The sequence below is a fragment of the Citrobacter sp. RHBSTW-00017 genome (assembly GCF_013797615.1).
Classification (GTDB): Bacteria; Pseudomonadota; Gammaproteobacteria; order Enterobacterales; family Enterobacteriaceae; genus Citrobacter; species Citrobacter braakii.
The window spans coordinates 2,508,779-2,524,703 of the sequence record NZ_CP056899.1 but is presented as its reverse complement, the minus strand read 5'-3'; the positions used below and the strand labels follow the sequence as shown (position 1 = coordinate 2,524,703).

Annotated in this window: 14 protein-coding genes; 4 read left to right on the top strand and 10 right to left on the bottom strand. The window is 53.8% G+C overall.

All coding sequences use genetic code 11. The annotated features are described in order from the left end of the window. Position 1: 1 nt before the first annotated feature. The gene (locus HV037_RS12200; protein ID WP_103284459.1) at positions 2 to 2,983 is read left to right on the top strand and encodes a virulence factor SrfB; all 2,982 of its coding nucleotides are present in this window, start codon (positions 2 to 4) and stop codon (positions 2,981 to 2,983) included. Next, positions 2,980 to 5,139 carry a virulence factor SrfC family protein gene (locus HV037_RS12195; RefSeq protein WP_103283803.1) on the top strand — a complete coding sequence of 720 codons (2,160 nt, stop codon included), beginning with the start codon at positions 2,980 to 2,982 and terminating at the stop codon, positions 5,137 to 5,139. The genes HV037_RS12200 and HV037_RS12195 overlap by 4 nt, the downstream gene beginning before the upstream one ends. A gap of 19 nt (positions 5,140 to 5,158) precedes the next feature. Here the strand turns inward: HV037_RS12195 and HV037_RS12190 are convergent, their stop codons facing one another. Further along, positions 5,159 to 5,332, bottom strand: a complete 174-nt coding sequence (locus tag HV037_RS12190; protein WP_016153148.1) for a GhoT/OrtT family toxin — start codon at positions 5,330 to 5,332, stop codon at positions 5,159 to 5,161. Positions 5,333 to 5,524: 192 nt separating this feature from the next. Between HV037_RS12190 and yncL the strand changes: the two genes are divergently transcribed. Then, a complete protein-coding gene (yncL, locus tag HV037_RS12185; protein ID WP_103283802.1) occupies positions 5,525 to 5,620 on the top strand; it encodes a stress response membrane protein YncL in 96 nt (31 codons plus the stop codon). Between the two features lie 119 nt (positions 5,621 to 5,739). On the opposite strand, the gene HV037_RS12180 is transcribed toward yncL, so the two are convergent. Further along, positions 5,740 to 6,519 (bottom strand): helix-turn-helix transcriptional regulator, encoded by a 780-nt coding sequence (locus HV037_RS12180; RefSeq protein WP_103283801.1) that lies wholly within the window; start codon positions 6,517 to 6,519, stop codon positions 5,740 to 5,742. Between the two features lie 101 nt (positions 6,520 to 6,620). Between HV037_RS12180 and HV037_RS12175 the strand changes: the two genes are divergently transcribed. Continuing rightward, positions 6,621 to 7,748 (top strand): multidrug effflux MFS transporter, encoded by a 1,128-nt coding sequence (locus HV037_RS12175; RefSeq protein ID WP_103283800.1) that lies wholly within the window; start codon positions 6,621 to 6,623, stop codon positions 7,746 to 7,748. A 194-nt stretch (positions 7,749 to 7,942) separates the two neighbouring features. On the opposite strand, the gene patD is transcribed toward HV037_RS12175, so the two are convergent. From patD to HV037_RS12135, 8 genes are all read right to left on the bottom strand, one after another. After that, the gene (gene patD / locus HV037_RS12170; protein WP_103283799.1) at positions 7,943 to 9,370 is read right to left on the bottom strand and encodes an aminobutyraldehyde dehydrogenase; all 1,428 of its coding nucleotides are present in this window, start codon (positions 9,368 to 9,370) and stop codon (positions 7,943 to 7,945) included. A gap of 21 nt (positions 9,371 to 9,391) precedes the next feature. Continuing rightward, on the bottom strand, positions 9,392 to 10,198 hold the full coding sequence (locus HV037_RS12165; protein ID WP_003020204.1) for an ABC transporter permease: 807 nt from the start codon (positions 10,196 to 10,198) through the stop codon (positions 9,392 to 9,394). Beyond that, positions 10,188 to 11,132 (bottom strand): ABC transporter permease, encoded by a 945-nt coding sequence (locus HV037_RS12160; protein WP_016153152.1) that lies wholly within the window; start codon positions 11,130 to 11,132, stop codon positions 10,188 to 10,190. The genes HV037_RS12165 and HV037_RS12160 overlap by 11 nt, the downstream gene beginning before the upstream one ends. Beyond that, positions 11,133 to 12,149: an ABC transporter ATP-binding protein gene (locus HV037_RS12155; protein ID WP_016153153.1), complete on the bottom strand. Its 1,017-nt coding sequence runs from the start codon at positions 12,147 to 12,149 to the stop codon at positions 11,133 to 11,135. A 16-nt stretch (positions 12,150 to 12,165) separates the two neighbouring features. Next, a complete protein-coding gene (gene ydcS / locus HV037_RS12150) occupies positions 12,166 to 13,311 on the bottom strand; it encodes a putative ABC transporter substrate-binding protein YdcS (protein WP_016153154.1) in 1,146 nt (381 codons plus the stop codon). A gap of 329 nt (positions 13,312 to 13,640) precedes the next feature. Continuing rightward, positions 13,641 to 15,050 carry a PLP-dependent aminotransferase family protein gene (locus tag HV037_RS12145; protein WP_103283798.1) on the bottom strand — a complete coding sequence of 470 codons (1,410 nt, stop codon included), beginning with the start codon at positions 15,048 to 15,050 and terminating at the stop codon, positions 13,641 to 13,643. A 92-nt stretch (positions 15,051 to 15,142) separates the two neighbouring features. Then, a complete protein-coding gene (locus HV037_RS12140) occupies positions 15,143 to 15,559 on the bottom strand; it encodes a type II toxin-antitoxin system HicB family antitoxin (protein ID WP_146053235.1) in 417 nt (138 codons plus the stop codon). A 31-nt stretch (positions 15,560 to 15,590) separates the two neighbouring features. Continuing rightward, positions 15,591 to 15,779 carry a type II toxin-antitoxin system HicA family toxin gene (locus tag HV037_RS12135; RefSeq protein WP_049259794.1) on the bottom strand — a complete coding sequence of 63 codons (189 nt, stop codon included), beginning with the start codon at positions 15,777 to 15,779 and terminating at the stop codon, positions 15,591 to 15,593. Between the last annotated feature and the right edge of the window lie 146 nt (positions 15,780 to 15,925).

Below are 15,925 nucleotides of genomic sequence, written 5' to 3'. Positions count from 1 at the left end.
TATGTTGGTGAATCTGTGTGACTACAAACAGAGCGTGACGCTCATCGCCAATAGCGGTGTGCAATTTCTGGATTTTGGCCTGACGCCGCAGGAATCTGCGCATCATGGTCGCTTTGTGCGCAAAACGGCAAACGGTCCCCTGCTGCGGCTGGATTTCGATCTGACAACCGGACGTTATACCTTACCAGGCAGTACCGGCGGTCAGCCCGAAGTGGTGAAGCCGGAAAGCACCCAGAAGCTGCATTATTCGCTGGACGTGCTCGACGGTGTCTGGCTGCCGCTGCCGTTCCTGCGCTTCAACCCGCCGCGTACGTTCGTTGAAGGCCCGGATAACTGGGCGCGCGTACAGGTGCGAAAGCTGGCGCAACCTGACAGCGCGGGCAACACCCACCGCGTCACCGTGGCGCTGGACAGCCAGCTCACTGAAAATGCCCCTGCGGCGTTAACCCCCAACGAAAATGACCTGCTGAACGGTACGCGATTTGCGCTGGCCTGGCATGACAACGAAATTGCCGATTTCCTCGACCAGACCTGGATTGACGGCTGGTTGCGCGAATCCTTTATGCATCATGTCACACAGCATGAGAACCGCTCAGAACAAGAGATCCAACAGGCGCTGCGTAACTTTGAATATCAGGCGCACTGGCTGAATGTGCTGACCCTGTTAGGCGAGCAGCTTTCCGTCCCGGAAGTGAAACTGGTCACGCATACCCTCAGCACGCCCGCCATTCCCGTTGATCTTATCCTGGATATCGGTAACACCCATACCTGTGGCGTCCTGATTGAAGATCACGGGGATGCCAATGACGGACTACGCCAGACAGCCGAATTGCAGGTGCGTTCGTTAAGCGAGCCACAGTTTCTCAACGATCCGTTGTTCACCAGCCGACTGGAGTTTTCCGAAGCGCGTTTTGGTAAGCAGCACTTTTCCGTGGAAAGCGGTCGTGATGATGCCTTTATCTGGCCGTCGATTGTCCGCGTTGGCGATGAAGCCCGAAAGCTGGCGATGCAGCGCATGGGCACTGAAGGCAGCAGTGGGATCTCCAGCCCGCGCCGTTATCTGTGGGACGAAACGCCGGTGTTGCATGACTGGCGCTTTAGCCAGATGAATGGCAAAACCCAGCGCGAACCACTGGCTACCGCCTTCCCGCTGATGAACCTGATGAACGATGACGGGCAACCGCTGTTCAGCCTGCCTCAGGATGATCGTCTGCCGGTATTCTCACCGCAATACAGCCGCAGTACGCTGATGACGCATATGTTGTGCGAAATACTGGCCCAGGCGCTGGGGCAAATTAACAGCGTGGCGACGCGTTTGCGCCTCGGATTCCCGGCATCTCCTCGTCAGTTGCGTACGCTGATCCTGACCCTGCCGTCGGCGATGCCCAAACAGGAGCGCGAGATTTTCCGCCTGCGCATGTTTGAAGCTATTGCGTTGGTCTGGAAAGCGATGGGCTGGCACCCGCAGGATGAAGACTTCACCACCCGTAAACAGCAGGAAAAGAGCGTGGTTCCCGTACCTGAGATCCAGATGGAATGGGATGAGGCCAGCTGCGGGCAACTGGTGTGGCTGTATAACGAAGCTATCTCTCACTACGATGGTCACACCGAATCGTTCTTTAACGCCCTTGCCCGCCCGGACCGTTTGCCGGAGCCTGGTGAGACTAAAGGTCGTGCGCTGCGCGTGGCATCGATCGACATTGGCGGCGGGACAACGGATATGGCCGTCGTCCATTACCAGCTTGATGACGGCGTGGGTACAAACGTCAAAATTACCCCGCACCTGCTGTTCCGTGAAGGCTTTAAGGTTGCGGGCGATGACATGCTGCTGGACGTGATTCAGCGTTGCGTGTTGCCTGCGCTGCAAACCCGTCTGCAACAGGCTGGCGTGACCGACGCCGCCGCATTGCTGGCTACGCTATTTGGCGATTCCGGGCGCATCGACACCCAGGCGATTTTGCGTCAACAAACGGCGTTACAACTCTTTATGCCGCTCGGTCATGCGGTACTTTCAGCCTGGGAACAAAGTGATATTAACGATCCGGTAGCGGGTCTGCATGCCACCTTTGGCGAACTCCTGAGCCAGCAACCAACGCGCAACGTACTGAATTACATCCATCAGGCTATCGATCATGCGTTGCCTGCGGGATCGCCAGCGTTTGATGTGTTGAGCGTGCCGTTACAGGTGCAGTTCAGGCAGTTACAAGAAGCGTTACTGGCGGGCCAGTTTACCCTGACCTCCCCACTGCACGCGGTCTGTGAGGCCATTTCACACTATCGCTGCGATATTTTATTAGTGACCGGCAGACCCGCCTGTTTACCTGGCGTACAGGCGTTGATCCGCCATCTGCAGCCCGTTCCGGTTAATCGTATGGTCTGGATGGATAACTACCGCGTACATGAGTGGTATCCATTCAGCCAACAAGGGCGGATTGGTAACCCCAAATCCACCGCAGCAGTTGGTGCCATGTTGTGTAGCCTGGCGCTGGATCTACGCTTGCCGCGTTTCAACTTTAAAGCTGCCGATATCGGCGCTTACTCGACCGTACGTTATCTCGGCGTGTTGGATAATACGGTCAATACGCTGCGTGATGAGAACATCTGGTATCACGATATCGATCTGGATAAGCCCGGCGCGAAGCTGGATGCCCGCCTGCACTTCCCATTGCGCGGCAACGTTACGTTAGGTTTCCGTCAACTGGCCAACAGCCGTTGGCCTGCCACACCGCTGTATACGCTCAGCATAAATTCTGCCGAACTGGCAAAAACCATCGCCGGAGATGGCGTGTTGAATGTACGGCTGCAGCTACGCGGTGGTAGCAAAGAAAGCGGCCCGGAATTTTTCGTACTGAGCGATGCGTGGTTACAGGATGGCACTCCCGTTGCCGCCAATGCCTTAACGTTAAAACTGAATACGCTGGCAGACCGACGCCATAGCGGGAGCCATTACTGGATTGATAGCGGGAGCGTGTACCTGAAATGAGTAAGATGTTAAACACCGCGCAGGCCGCCATCGAGTGGGTAACTGATACCCGTCAGCGTGCGGCGCGTCTTGATGATGAAGCGGATGCCCTGTTGGCACAGCTCACCCTGGCCGCCGTTAATGAGTCTGCATTGAAGACAACCTTTTCATCGCGAGGATGCGTTGGGCTTTACGGACATTCGCAATCGGCAAAAGCGCACCTGCTCACAGCATTGTGCAGCAACGCCAATGGCAAAGTGAATATCGTTACCCCGGATCGCAGCTTTGATTACTTTTCACATATTAATCCTGGTCATGCGCCAACCAACATGGCGATCCGTTTTACGCGTGATGAAAATCCGCTCGATGGTGAATGGCCGTTGCGCCTGCGGCTACTCAGTGAAGCCGAACTGGTACAGCTATTTATTACCCAGTTCTGTGCGCTTGCGGACAACCGCCAGGTCGAGAAATCGATTATTGAGGCGCGCCTGGAAAAATGGCAAACGTTGCGCCAGCGTCATCCGGTGCCGGGCATTACCGCGCATGATGTCGCGGCAATTGGTCGTTTCTGGCGCGCCTGCGTACCGGCCAGACAGCAGCAATTTGACGACGCGCTATGGCATCAGTTTGCCACGCTGCTACCCGCTCTGGATCTGACTACCCGGGCAAACGCCTGGGCGTTACTGTGGGGAGAACAACCAGAGTTGACGCAACAGTGGTTGGCGCTGGCGCATACGCTGCAACAAACCGGGAGCGCGCAAGAACTCGCGGCTCCGCTGAGCCTGCTGGTTGACCATTTTGGTTTACCTGCCGAGAGTTTCCTGACTCAGGTAGCATTGAACGGGAATGAGGCGCAAAGCGATGTGGTGGTTCATCCAATAGAAAATGATCAGTTGCTCAATGCGGTCAGCCTTTCTCAGGCTTCGCTGGCGCTGCTCACGCGCGAGCTGGTCCTGACGGTTGAAGACGCGGTACTGGAGAATGTCGATCTGCTGGATATTCCCCTCGCCCCGGATGTTCATCCCCATCCATTGTGGCAGGCCAAATTAGGCTGGATGCTGGAACATTATCGCCAGCATCTGCAACCGGATGTACTTTTAATCTGTAATGCGGTATCTACCCGCTCCCAGACGCCCGCCATCACCCGCAAACTACTGGGCTGGGTTAACGACACTCAGCCCGTACATGACGCCGCATTGCCGGGAGTGGTCTGGGCCATTACTCCGCAGGATGCGCGGTTTAGCACTCAGCAAAATCTTGATGAATCTGTGCAGCAATTAATGGGCAAGCCCGGACTGCACTGGGGCACGCTGCAGGCGCTGGATAAACACAGCTTACAACGCCTCGTCGAATGGCTTACTCAGGCAACCTCGCCCCAGCAACGCCAGGCGAGATTGACCTCCCTGCGTGAGCAGCACCAGCAGCGCGTACGCGAAACCTTGATAGGCTGGATTAACCCCGTTGAAACCGAATCGGGTAGCAATGAGTCGGTGATCCGCCAGCTCCAGACCCAGGCGGCAAAGCATGGCGAACTCCTGGACGGTTTGCTCCCGCCGATGCGCCTCTTTGAGTCGCTGCTGCGTGTTCAGCAGCCGCGCGAGGAACAGGTGAGCGGATTATTTAATGAAGAGATTGACCTGTTTGCCGAGGTGCGTGACACACCGCACTCGCCGGAAAGCAAAGAGGCCGGGTATCAGGCGCACAAAATGTGGGTTAACCACGTGCGCCAGTGGTGTCGCGATGAAAATAATGCGCGCCGTTTACGTCTCGAGCCGCGTACGCTAAGGCAGGTTGCTGATATCCTCGTTACCACCAGCTATCGGCTGGAGATGCCGCAACGCTTACAGCGCATTATGCAGCGAGAAAACGTCTGCGCCGCGCAGCTTCACGCCGATATTGGGGATTTTATTACCTGGCTTGGATTTGCCAGCGTGGCAGAGGAACAGCGTCCGGCCAGCAGGATCCAAAAAGGATCGGCTATTTTTAGTGCCCCGGCGCAACAGCCGATGTTACGGTTGACGAAACTGGATGAACAACCTTCGCATGGCGCAAGCCGTTACGTTTACGACTGGCTGGTCGCTTTGTATACCCGCGCCAATGAAAACGTGGGATATCAGCATCCAATGGATGTTTGCGCAGCCGACAAAAAACGATTAGATGCCCTGCTTTCCTCCTGAAACGGCGTTTACGCCGTCATCAGAAGAGAGAAAACATTAACGCGACGGGAAAACTCATCGGCCAGGTCGCCCCGACTAATACCGCGCTGAGAAAACGAATCCGCTTTTTATCGCGGGAAAGAAACCAGGTGATGATTGCCGTGATAGCGGCCATCACCGCATAAAAAACCAGCATTTTTTGGTACAGAGACATGTCAGGCATCCGGGCCGAAAGGTAAAATCGCGCGCAATATGCTCTTTTTCATGACCCACATCAAGTTTTATTAATTATTTTAAGAGAAACGCCGGTAAAACAAGCCGTTTTCATTATGTTCAGAATCCGTACTATTGCGGATAGTTATAACCCGTACTATACCCATAAGGGTTAAAACGAAAGGTGGCACAAATGAATGTTTCCAGTAAAACTGTGGTGCTGATAAATATATTTGCTGCTGTAGGACTTTTAAGTCTGATTTCCGCAAGGTTTGGCTGGTTTGCTTGATGTCGTTCTTCTTGATTAATTGCAGCGTCCGCTGGCAGAGAGGCTCTTCTCTCTGCCATTAGTACACGATTTTCCCACTCTCCTGCCACCCGGTAAATTATCCTTAGTATGTAATACCCCTAATCCTTTTGCGGCATTATATTGCCCGCAAAACGGCTCGGTGTTGTACCGGTATGCTGATGGAAAAAAGCGATAAAAGCACTGTCACTGACAAATTCCAGATATTGCGCCACCTGGCTGATCTGCCCCCCGTCAGCCAGCATCTCCATGGCTTTTAATAGTCTAAATTGCTGCCGCCAGCTCTGATAATTCATCCCGGTATCCCTGGTAAATATTCGACTGATCGTCCTCTCGCATGCCCCAACCCGTTGGGATAATTGATTTAGTCGTGGTGGCAATTCGCCCATACGTACTCCTTCAAGCCACACGTTCAGCCGTGGATCTGAGGGAAACTGCAACGTCCAGTTTTCACTGCGGGCGGCCCGCATTTCCTCACAGAAAACGGTGATAAGACTGGCCTGCTGCGCGGCAGGCATTTCCCACGGCCAGAAAGCCATACGTTCTATTACTTCAAAAAAGAGAGGATTAACGTCGACTATCTGCAGCGGTAACTTAGATAACGGCAATGTAGTTGAAAAATACAACGAACGATAAGCCATCACCCCGCGCATTATGGCGCGATGTACCGTACCAGCCGGGATCCAGACCGCGCGCCGTGGCGGTAGCAGACACAGGGCATGCTCCAGCTCAATCGTAATGCTTCCCGCTGCCGAAAAAAGTAGCTGATGACGAAGATGGCTATGCCGGCCGGAATCGTGTACGCCCATCTCGGAGGCAATCCCGATTACCGGTTTATCAAAGCTATCCGCATCGAAATCATCATCCGGGGCAATTTCCATTATCTGTCCGATATTTGATATTTAAAGTCTTGATAATGGTAATACGACACCTCCCTTTCAGCAATAATGCCCGCCAGTTTTCTGTCTCTCTGGATATTGCTATGAACACTCTTCGCCGTCCGCCACTGTGGCTTCTTACTTTGCTGATTATGTTTCCGCAACTGGTGGAAACCATTTATAGCCCGGCATTGCCAGGAATCGCCACGTCTTATCACGTAAGCAGTGAGCGCGCGGCGCAAACACTCTCCGTTTATTTTATTGCCTTCGCCATCGGCGTGGCGATGTGGGGTTGGCTGAGCGACTGCATCGGTCGACGTTGGGCGATGCTGGCAGGACTTATCTGCTATGGGTCAGGTTGTGCCCTGGCCGTGGTTGCCACTGACTTCAGCGTTTTGCTGCTGGCGCGGATGATCTCAGCCATCGGCGCGGCTGCCGGGTCAGTGGTGGTACAGACCATGTTACGGGACACGTATGAATCAACTGCACTATCCCGCGTCTTTTCCGTGATGGGCGCTGCGCTGGCATTGACTCCCTTTTTCGGCCTGCTAAGCGGAGGTTGGCTGATCAGCCTGTATGGTCATACCGGTGTATTTATTGCCCTTGTGCTGCTGGCGCTGTTACTGCTACTACTGACTGCGACCATGCTGCCAGAAACCCGGCCCGAAAATACGCTCAGCCCCAGCCTTGCTGCACTGCTCTCCCGTATGATGCGTGACCGCGAGCTGTGGAAAAATACCATGTTGGTTGCGCTGCTGAACACCATGCTGTTTAGCTATTACAGCCTGGCTCCGTTTCTTTTCGGGCAATTGGGATGGAGTTCCAGAGCCTTTGGCTGGACGGGGGGACTACTTGCGTTTGCTTCGCTGTCGGGCAGCCTGCTGAACCGGAGATTATTGACGACAGACCTGACGTCGGAACAGAGGGTACGTTATGCCTGTGTGCTGGCAGCATTGTCAGGCCTCGCCGCGTGGTGGTTACAGCACTCCGCGTGGATTCTGATACCGGTTTTCGGCGCGGTGATTGCCTATGGCATCGCAATCCCTAATGTGCTGAGTCAGGCCCTACGCCACTATCGTGAACAGGCCGGGGCCGCCGGTGCATTATTCGGATTAAGCTATTACCTGTTGCTGGGAATGATGCTGGGGGTTGCAGGCATGGTGCAACAACTGGGGCTGGTTCTGAGCGTCTGTGCGCTACTCGCCTGGATTTGCAGCTTGCGCCGCGGATAACCGGATGAGGTTCCTGAAAGCACAAAGCCCTGACATTAATAAGCCGGGGCTTTGTTGTATTAATAGCCTGACCTCGCGGATATTTCCAACTTACCGCCGTCCGATGGCGACGAGGCCAGTGGCGCGAATAATATAGACACACGTTTGCCAGTATTTAGCTATCCGTGCCGCATTTATCGCTCGCGCTTAATACATTACTCATGCTTGATCATGACATGGCGAACAATCGTGTAATCTTCCAGCCCGTAAAGCGACATATCCTTGCCATAACCAGACTGTTTTTGTCCGCCGTGCGGCATCTCGCTGACCAGCGTGAAGTGGGTATTGACCCAGGTGCAACCATACTGCAGGCGAGCGCTAAATCGATGCGCGCGCCCCACATCCCGAGTCCAGACGGAGGATGCCAGGCCGTATTTCGAATCGTTAGCCCACGCCAGCACCTGATCTTCATCCTCAAATACGGTGACGCTGACCACCGGACCGAAAACTTCCCGCTGCACGATAGCATCTTCCTGCTTCGCCCCGGCCAACAGCGTCGGAGCAAAATAGTAGCCTGCGCCGTCCACTTTTTTACCACCGGTGATGACTTTGATATGCCCCAGTGCTTTGGCTTCATCGACCGCTTTAGTCACGCGATCGAGGTGCGCCTGCGAGCTTACCGGCCCCAGCTCCGTCGATTCGTCATTCGGTGCACCGATTTTCAGACTGGCAACCGCGGCACCGAGTTTCTCAACCAACGCGTCATAAATGCCTTTCTGGGCATAGATTCGACAAGCGGCGGTACAGTCTTGCCCGGCGTTGTAATACCCAAAGGTTCGCACGCCGCTCACCACCGCATCCAGATCGGCATCATCAAAAATGATGACCGGGGCTTTGCCGCCCAGCTCCATATGTGTGCGCTTAATCGAAGGCGCGGTGTGCTGGATAATGTGTTCACCGGTCGCAATGGAGCCGGTCAGGGAAACCATCCGGACTTTTTCATGACCGGTCAGCGGGTCACCCACCGTTTTGCCACGGCCAAACAGCACGTTGATAACGCCAGGCGGATAAATATCTTTGGCAAATTCAGCCAGTTTAAGTGCCGTTAGCGGGGTAATTTCTGACGGTTTAATCACCACACAGTTACCCGCCGCCAGCGCCGGTGCCAGTTTCCACGCCGCCATCATCAGCGGGTAGTTCCACGGCGCGATAGAGGCCACCACGCCCAGCGGATCCCGACGAATCATCGACGTATGCCCTTCCAGATACTCTCCGGCCGCCTGTCCTTGCAGGGTACGAGCTGCCCCGGCGAAGAAGCGGAAAACGTCGACGATTGCCGGAATTTCATCGTTAAGGACACAGTGCAGCGGCTTACCACAGTTAAGCGATTCCAGCTCAGCGAAGGTTTGCGCGTTATCGGCGATAGCATCCGCCAGTTTCAGCAGCAGTTCGGAACGGACTTTCGGTGTGGTTTGTCCCCAGGTGGCAAATGCGCTGTCTGCTGCACGTACCGCCGCATCAACCTGCCCGGCTGACGCCTCGGCAATCTCCAGAATGCGTTCTCCAGTGGCAGGGTTATAGACTGGCTGCTTTTCACCTTCACCGTTGACCAGCTCGCCATTAATCAGTAATTGATGTTGCATAGCAATTTCCCATATCGTCGTTTATTTACCGTTTCCGGCGAGAGTGTCGCCTTCACGCGTTAGCCACCAGGCCCCTAAAATTGGCAGTGTTGTCACCAGCATTACCAGCAATGCCACAACGTTGGTGACAGGCACATCTCGTGGTCGACCCAGTTGATTGAGCAGCCACAAAGGAAGTGTTCTTTCATGTCCGGCGGTGAACGTTGTCACGATGATTTCATCAAACGACAAAGCAAACGCCAGCATCCCTCCTGCCAGCAGTGCCGATGCCAGGTTTGGCAGCACGACATAACGAAAGGTTTGCCAGCCGTTGGCGCCAAGATCCATAGACGCTTCAACCAGACTCCATGAGGTACGGCGAAAACGCGCCACGACGTTGTTAAATACCACCACCACGCAAAACGTCGCATGGCCGACCACGATGGTGAGAAAACCGGGTTCCAGGTTGATAGTTTTAAACGCCGTCAGTAGCGCCAGACCGGTAATAATCCCCGGCAGCGCGATCGGCAACAGCAGCAACAGCGATATTGCGCTTTTACCAAAAAAGTCCCTGCGCCACAGTGCGGCAGCGGCCAGCGTCCCCAGAACGAGAGCAATGGCCGTCGACAATGCAGCGATTTTAAGTGACAACGTCACCGATTCCAGAATGTCGCTACGTTGCGCCGCAACGCTAAACCACTTCAGCGTTAACCCCTGCGGTGGAAAACTAAAAGCAGCCTCCTCAGTATTAAAAGCATAGGTGGCGATGATGAGGATGGGAAAGTGCAGGAAAATAACCCCGCCCCATGCCGCCAATTTGAGTAACCAGGGCGCGCGTTCAGAGTGCATCGAAAGCTCCCAGACGCTTCACGAACGCCAGATACAGTGCGATTAACACAATCGGCACCAAAGTAAATGCCGCCGCCATCGGCATATTGCCGATCGCCCCTTGTTGCGAATACACCATATTGCCGATGAAATAGCCTGGCGGCCCCACCAGTTGCGGCACGATAAAATCGCCCAACGTCAGAGAAAAAGTAAAGATCGACCCTGCCGCGATACCGGGTATCGCCAGTGGCAGGACCACATAGCGGAAAGTCTGATGCGGACGAGCGCCCAAATCAGCGGAGGCCTGTAAGAGCGAAGGCGGAAGTCTCTCCAGCGCGGCCTGTACCGGCAGGATCATAAACGGCAGCCAGATGTAGACGAACACCAGAAAACGCCCTAACCCTGAAGTCGACAACGTATTGCCGCCGACCGCAGGCAGCGTCAGGAACGAAAGCAGCAGCGGCTCCAGCCCCAGATGGGTTAAAAACCACTGCGCCACCCCGTCTTTAGCCAACAGTAACGTCCATGCGTAGGCTTTAACAATGTAACTGGCCCACATCGGCAACATCACAGCAATGTAAAAAAAGGCTTTCATTTTGCCACTGGTATATCGCGCCATATACCACGCCATCGGAAACGCCAGAATCGCGCTGGCAATGGTGACCGCCACCGCCATCGTCAGGGTACGCAAAATGATGTCGTAGTTGGCGGGATTAAACAGCGCCTGCAAATTCGCCAGCGTCAGGTCGGGCGTGACCGACATGGTGAAATCATCGAAGGTATAAAAACCTTGCCACAACAGCGTCAGTAATGAGCCGAAGTAGACGATCCCAAACCACATCAGCGGTCCGAGGAGCAGCAAAAATAGCCCCAGACCCGGATTACGCCAGAAGAACCCTGAGATCCGGTTCAGACTTGTCGACTGTGGAGGCGAATGTAAGACATTCATAGCCATTCACCTCTCCTCAACCAGCGGTACCATCACGTCGCGTGACCACGATGCCATCACCTGTTGACCCGGCGACAGCGTTGTTGGCAGCATTTCTCCCGTCAGGTTCGCCTGGCTAACCAGCAATTTTTCACCGCCGACAAGTTTCAGTTCAAAACGTGTCGCGGCACCCTGGTACTGCACTGCCTGGATAACCCCCCGGGCCTGGACTTCGCCACTGCTATCATTCAAGCGAATGTGTTCCGGACGCAGGGAAAACATACCCTGTAGCCCGCAAACGTTCGCTGACATCGTTTCATCAAAAACATTTGACGTCCCGACGAAACTTGCCACAAACGGTGTGCGCGGACGCATGTACAGTTCACGCGGAGAATCCACCTGTTCGATGCGACCATTATTAAACACCGCCACACGATCGGACATCGACAGGGCTTCACCCTGATCGTGGGTGACAAAAATGAAGGTGATACCCAGGGATTGCTGTAGCTTTTTCAGTTCCAGCTGCATCTGCTCACGCAGCTTAAGATCCAATGCCCCGAGCGGTTCATCCAACAGCAGGACGCGCGGTTCATTGACCAGCGCGCGGGCAATCGCCACGCGTTGCCGCTGACCACCGGAAAGTTGCGATGGTTTGCGTTCATAAACAAAACCGAGCGCAACCTTATCCAGCGCTTCACGTGCTTTTGCGTGACGCTGTTTTTTATCAATACCTTTGACCATCAGCCCGTAGGCGACATTGTCGAGAATCGACATATGCGGGAATAGCGCATAATCCTGAAATACCGTATTGACGTCCCGTTCCCAGGGCGGCAATTCGCTGGCCTGCTTACCAAAAATGGTGATTGCGCCGCCTGACAGTTGCTCAAACCCTGCAATAAGGCGCAGACAAGTGGTCTTGCCGGAGCCGGATGGCCCCAGCATAGAGAAAAACTCACCGTCGTTAATCGCAATACTCACCCCATCAACTGCACGAACATCCCCGTACAGACGCGAGACGTTATGAAACTCCACTGCGTACGTCATAAAACCCCCAGCGGAATTAACGACCGCCCATAATGGCGATGTAATCCTGCGTCCAGCGACTGTAAGGAACGAATTTGCCACCTTCTGCGATCGGCGTTTTCCAGAAGGCAATTTTGTCAAAGTAGCTATAGCCGTTGGTTTCACAGCCTTTTTCACCCAGCAGCGGGCTGGCTTTACAACCTTCAGGCACGACTGGCAGAGAACCAAACCAGGCTGCGACGTCGCCCTGAACTTTCGGGGTTAATGACCAGTTCATCCATTTGTAAGCGCACACCGGGTGTTTGGCTTCGCTGTGCAGCATGGTGGTATCAGCCCATCCGGTAACCCCTTCTTTTGGGAAGACCGTGGCAATAGGCTGGCCTTCTCCTTTCAGGGCGTTCGCCTGATAAGGCCAGGCGCTGGACGCCACCACACCTTCGTTTTTGAAGTCGCTCATTTGTACGGTGGTATCGTGCCAATAGCGATGGATCAGCGCGTGCTGATCGCTCAGAACTTTGATCACCGCCTGATACTGTTGTTCGGTGAGCTGATAGGGATCGGTAATGCCCAGTTGCGGCTGAGTCGCCTTAACGAATAATGCAGCATCGGCAATATAGATCGGGCCATCGTAGGCTTGAACGCGCCCTTTATTGCTTTTTCCGTCCCCAAGTTTTTGCTCAACAAATACCACGTTCCAGCTATCCGGCGGCGTTGGGAAAATTTTGGTGTTGTACATCAGCAGGTTTGGCCCCCACTGGTACGGTGTGCCGTAAACTTTTCCGCCAACGTTAAACCACTCGCCTTTTACCACGCGCGGATCGATGCTTTTCCAGTTAGGGATCAGCGCGGTATTAATCGGCTGAACGCGTTTTCCCATAATCAGACGCAAGGAGGCATCACCGGAAGCGGTAACCAGGTCGTAGCCGCCTTTTGCCATCAGGCTGACCATTTCATCAGAAGTGGCCGCTGTTTTAACATTGACCGCGCAGCCGGTCTCTTTCTCAAACTGCGAGACCCAATCATATTGTTTATCGGTCTGTCCACGTTCGATGTAGCCCGGCCAGGCAATAATATCCAGACGGCCTTCCGGTTTATCTAAGGATGTCGGGGGTTCGGCTGCCTGTGCAGTCATCAGCGTCATACTGAGTGCGCACAGGCTACTGAGGGCAAACTGCTTGCTCATAACGTCTTACTCCTGTCTAAAAAATATTGAGCGGCAGCCTTGCCGTAAATATATGTCCTTTCCTAAAAATAGTCGGGGTGTTGTAAGCGTTCCTGCTGGCGCAAGGAAATTTAATCAGGTTGTGAGCTAACGCTCATTACGCTACTGACGCTGATCGGGAGCTTTAATCTTCTGGAGTATAGACAAGGAGTTAGGTGCAACGGTGGCAATAGTAAGAACTATTGATTTTTTGTATGGTAGCACCCGATATAAATAACATCGGGGTTAGGTATTCTCTATTTCGAAAATAAGAACGCGCTATTCTTTTATATTGAATAGCGCGTTACGTTTTATTTCATCATCTCGCGAATTAATTTTCCCAGCTGTTTCACAGCCTGTTCCTCACGCTCTCCCCAGTGCCATGCGGTATTAAAGCGAAAAAAACGAGTCCAGCTCCCCGAGGTCGAAAACATTTTTCCCGGTGCAATGCTGATATGGTGCGCCAGTGCCTGGGTGCTGAGCACGCCTGCATCAAGCGGTTCAGGCAGTTCCAGCCACAGAAAATAGCCGCTGTCGTTATGGTGAATTTTGACTTCCGCCGGAAGATGACGCAGCAACGTTTGCCAGGCCTGCTGTTTGCGTTCCGCCAGTTGACGGCGTAAGCGGCGCAGATGCGCGTCATAGCGCCGGGTTGACAGATAATCCACGAGCGCAAGCTGCATGGGGGAACTGGTGGATAACGTGCTCATGAGCTGGAGTCGCTGAATACGTCGAGCATGCTTCCCGGCCGCCACCCAGCCCACGCGAAATCCGGGCACCAGGCACTTCGAGAAGGATGAACAATGCAAAACGCTGTCGGCGCGATCCCAGGCTTTGGCAGGCAGTGGTTTTTCGCGACCAAAGTACAGCTCGCTGTAGACATCATCTTCTATCAGCATTACATGATATTTTTCCAGCAATGCGACCAGGTGCGCCTTTTTCTCTGGGCTGAGCGTAAAACCCAGCGGATTTTGGCTGTTGGTCATCAGCCAGCAGGCTTTTACCGGATACTCCTGCAACGCTTGCTCCAGCGCGGTAAGATCGATCCCCTCTTTCACGTCGGTGGCAATTGAAAGCGCCTTCAGCCGTAATCGCTCCAGGGCCTGCAACGCCCCATAGAAACAGGGATTTTCGACAATCACCCAGTCTCCCGGTTCGGTAACCGCCTGCAGGCTCAGGTTGAGGGCATCCAGCGCACCGGTAGTGATGACAATTTCATCAGGTGAAATGGTCATCCCCTGTTGAGCATAGCGGCGGGCAATGGCATGGCGCAGCTCAGCATTTCCCGGCGGCAGGTTTTCTATCACGCTCATGGCGGTCGCGGTTTTACTGACCTGCGCCAGCGAGCGGTTCAACTGCTGGAGGGGAAACAGACGCGGGTCGGGGAATGCAGAGGCAAATGGCATCACTGACGCATCCCGGCTGGCCTGCAGCATATCAAAAATATAGGTGTTGATATCCACCGCTTCATCGCGCATCACCTGCGCCTGCGGCGCTGCCAGCTCACGTTCAGGGCGCGCGGCAACATAGTAACCCGACTGCGGCCGGGCGATAATCCGGCCCTGACTTTCCAGCAACTGATATGCATGTCCGACGGTCATAAAACTCATGCCGCTGCTGACCACCTGCTCGCGCAAGGATGGCAAGCGATCGCCGGGCTGCCATACGCCAGACGCGATTTGATCGCGAATTTGCTCAGCCAGTCGCTGGTATTTTTTCATTTTTCGTCCTGATAATCGGTGTCGGTGACACGCACTGTATATATCAGTTTACATAATCAGGGCATTTTTTATAACTGTTATAGTTAACAGTTTTACAACATTGTTACTGACAGCTCCTTGCCTAAGGCGCGTGCAGCTATTTGCACAGCATCAATTTTTGTCGCGTGCTTTAAATCGAACAAACGGGTAATTTCCTGCTTAGGCCTGCCGATCCTGTTTGCCAGCTCCTGCTGGGTGATTTTTGATTCAAGAAAGGCATTTAACAAAAGAACCTTCGACGCAATGCTCAGGGGGATTTCCACATAGTCACCTTCAGTGCCAACCGCCGAAGGTAAAGGAATCGGTTCGTTATCGTCGAAATAGAATTCAAAAGCGGTCACCAATGCAGACTGCGCAGCCTGCAAAGCCCCATGACGGGTTTCGCCCTGGGTTAATGCTTCAGGAATATCCGGGAAAGAAACCACGAATCCACCTTCCACGGAGGGGATTAGATTAACGGGATAACGCATGATTTTTTCAAAATCTCTCATATAATTAACCTCATATTGATGATGACTGTAAACCAAGCTGCTTCAGGATCGATTTTCGCAAGGCTTCTTTTATTTCATCACCAGGATGCCTGGGCATAACGCTACGCCTTCCCTGGTACCTCAACTTCAGATGATTTGAGCCGTTTGTAACAGCCACTCCCTGAGATTCAAGCCAGCGTCTGAACTCACTTTGCTTCACTGCGCCTCCCTGTCGTCTATTATACGCACAAAGTAAACATTTATGATTACCTTTTCATTACCTCGCTAGTGATAGCGTAAAATCACTCGCATGGGGAGGACGCGATTCAATAACAGGAATCCAGGTTCCAGATTTCATATCAGCCA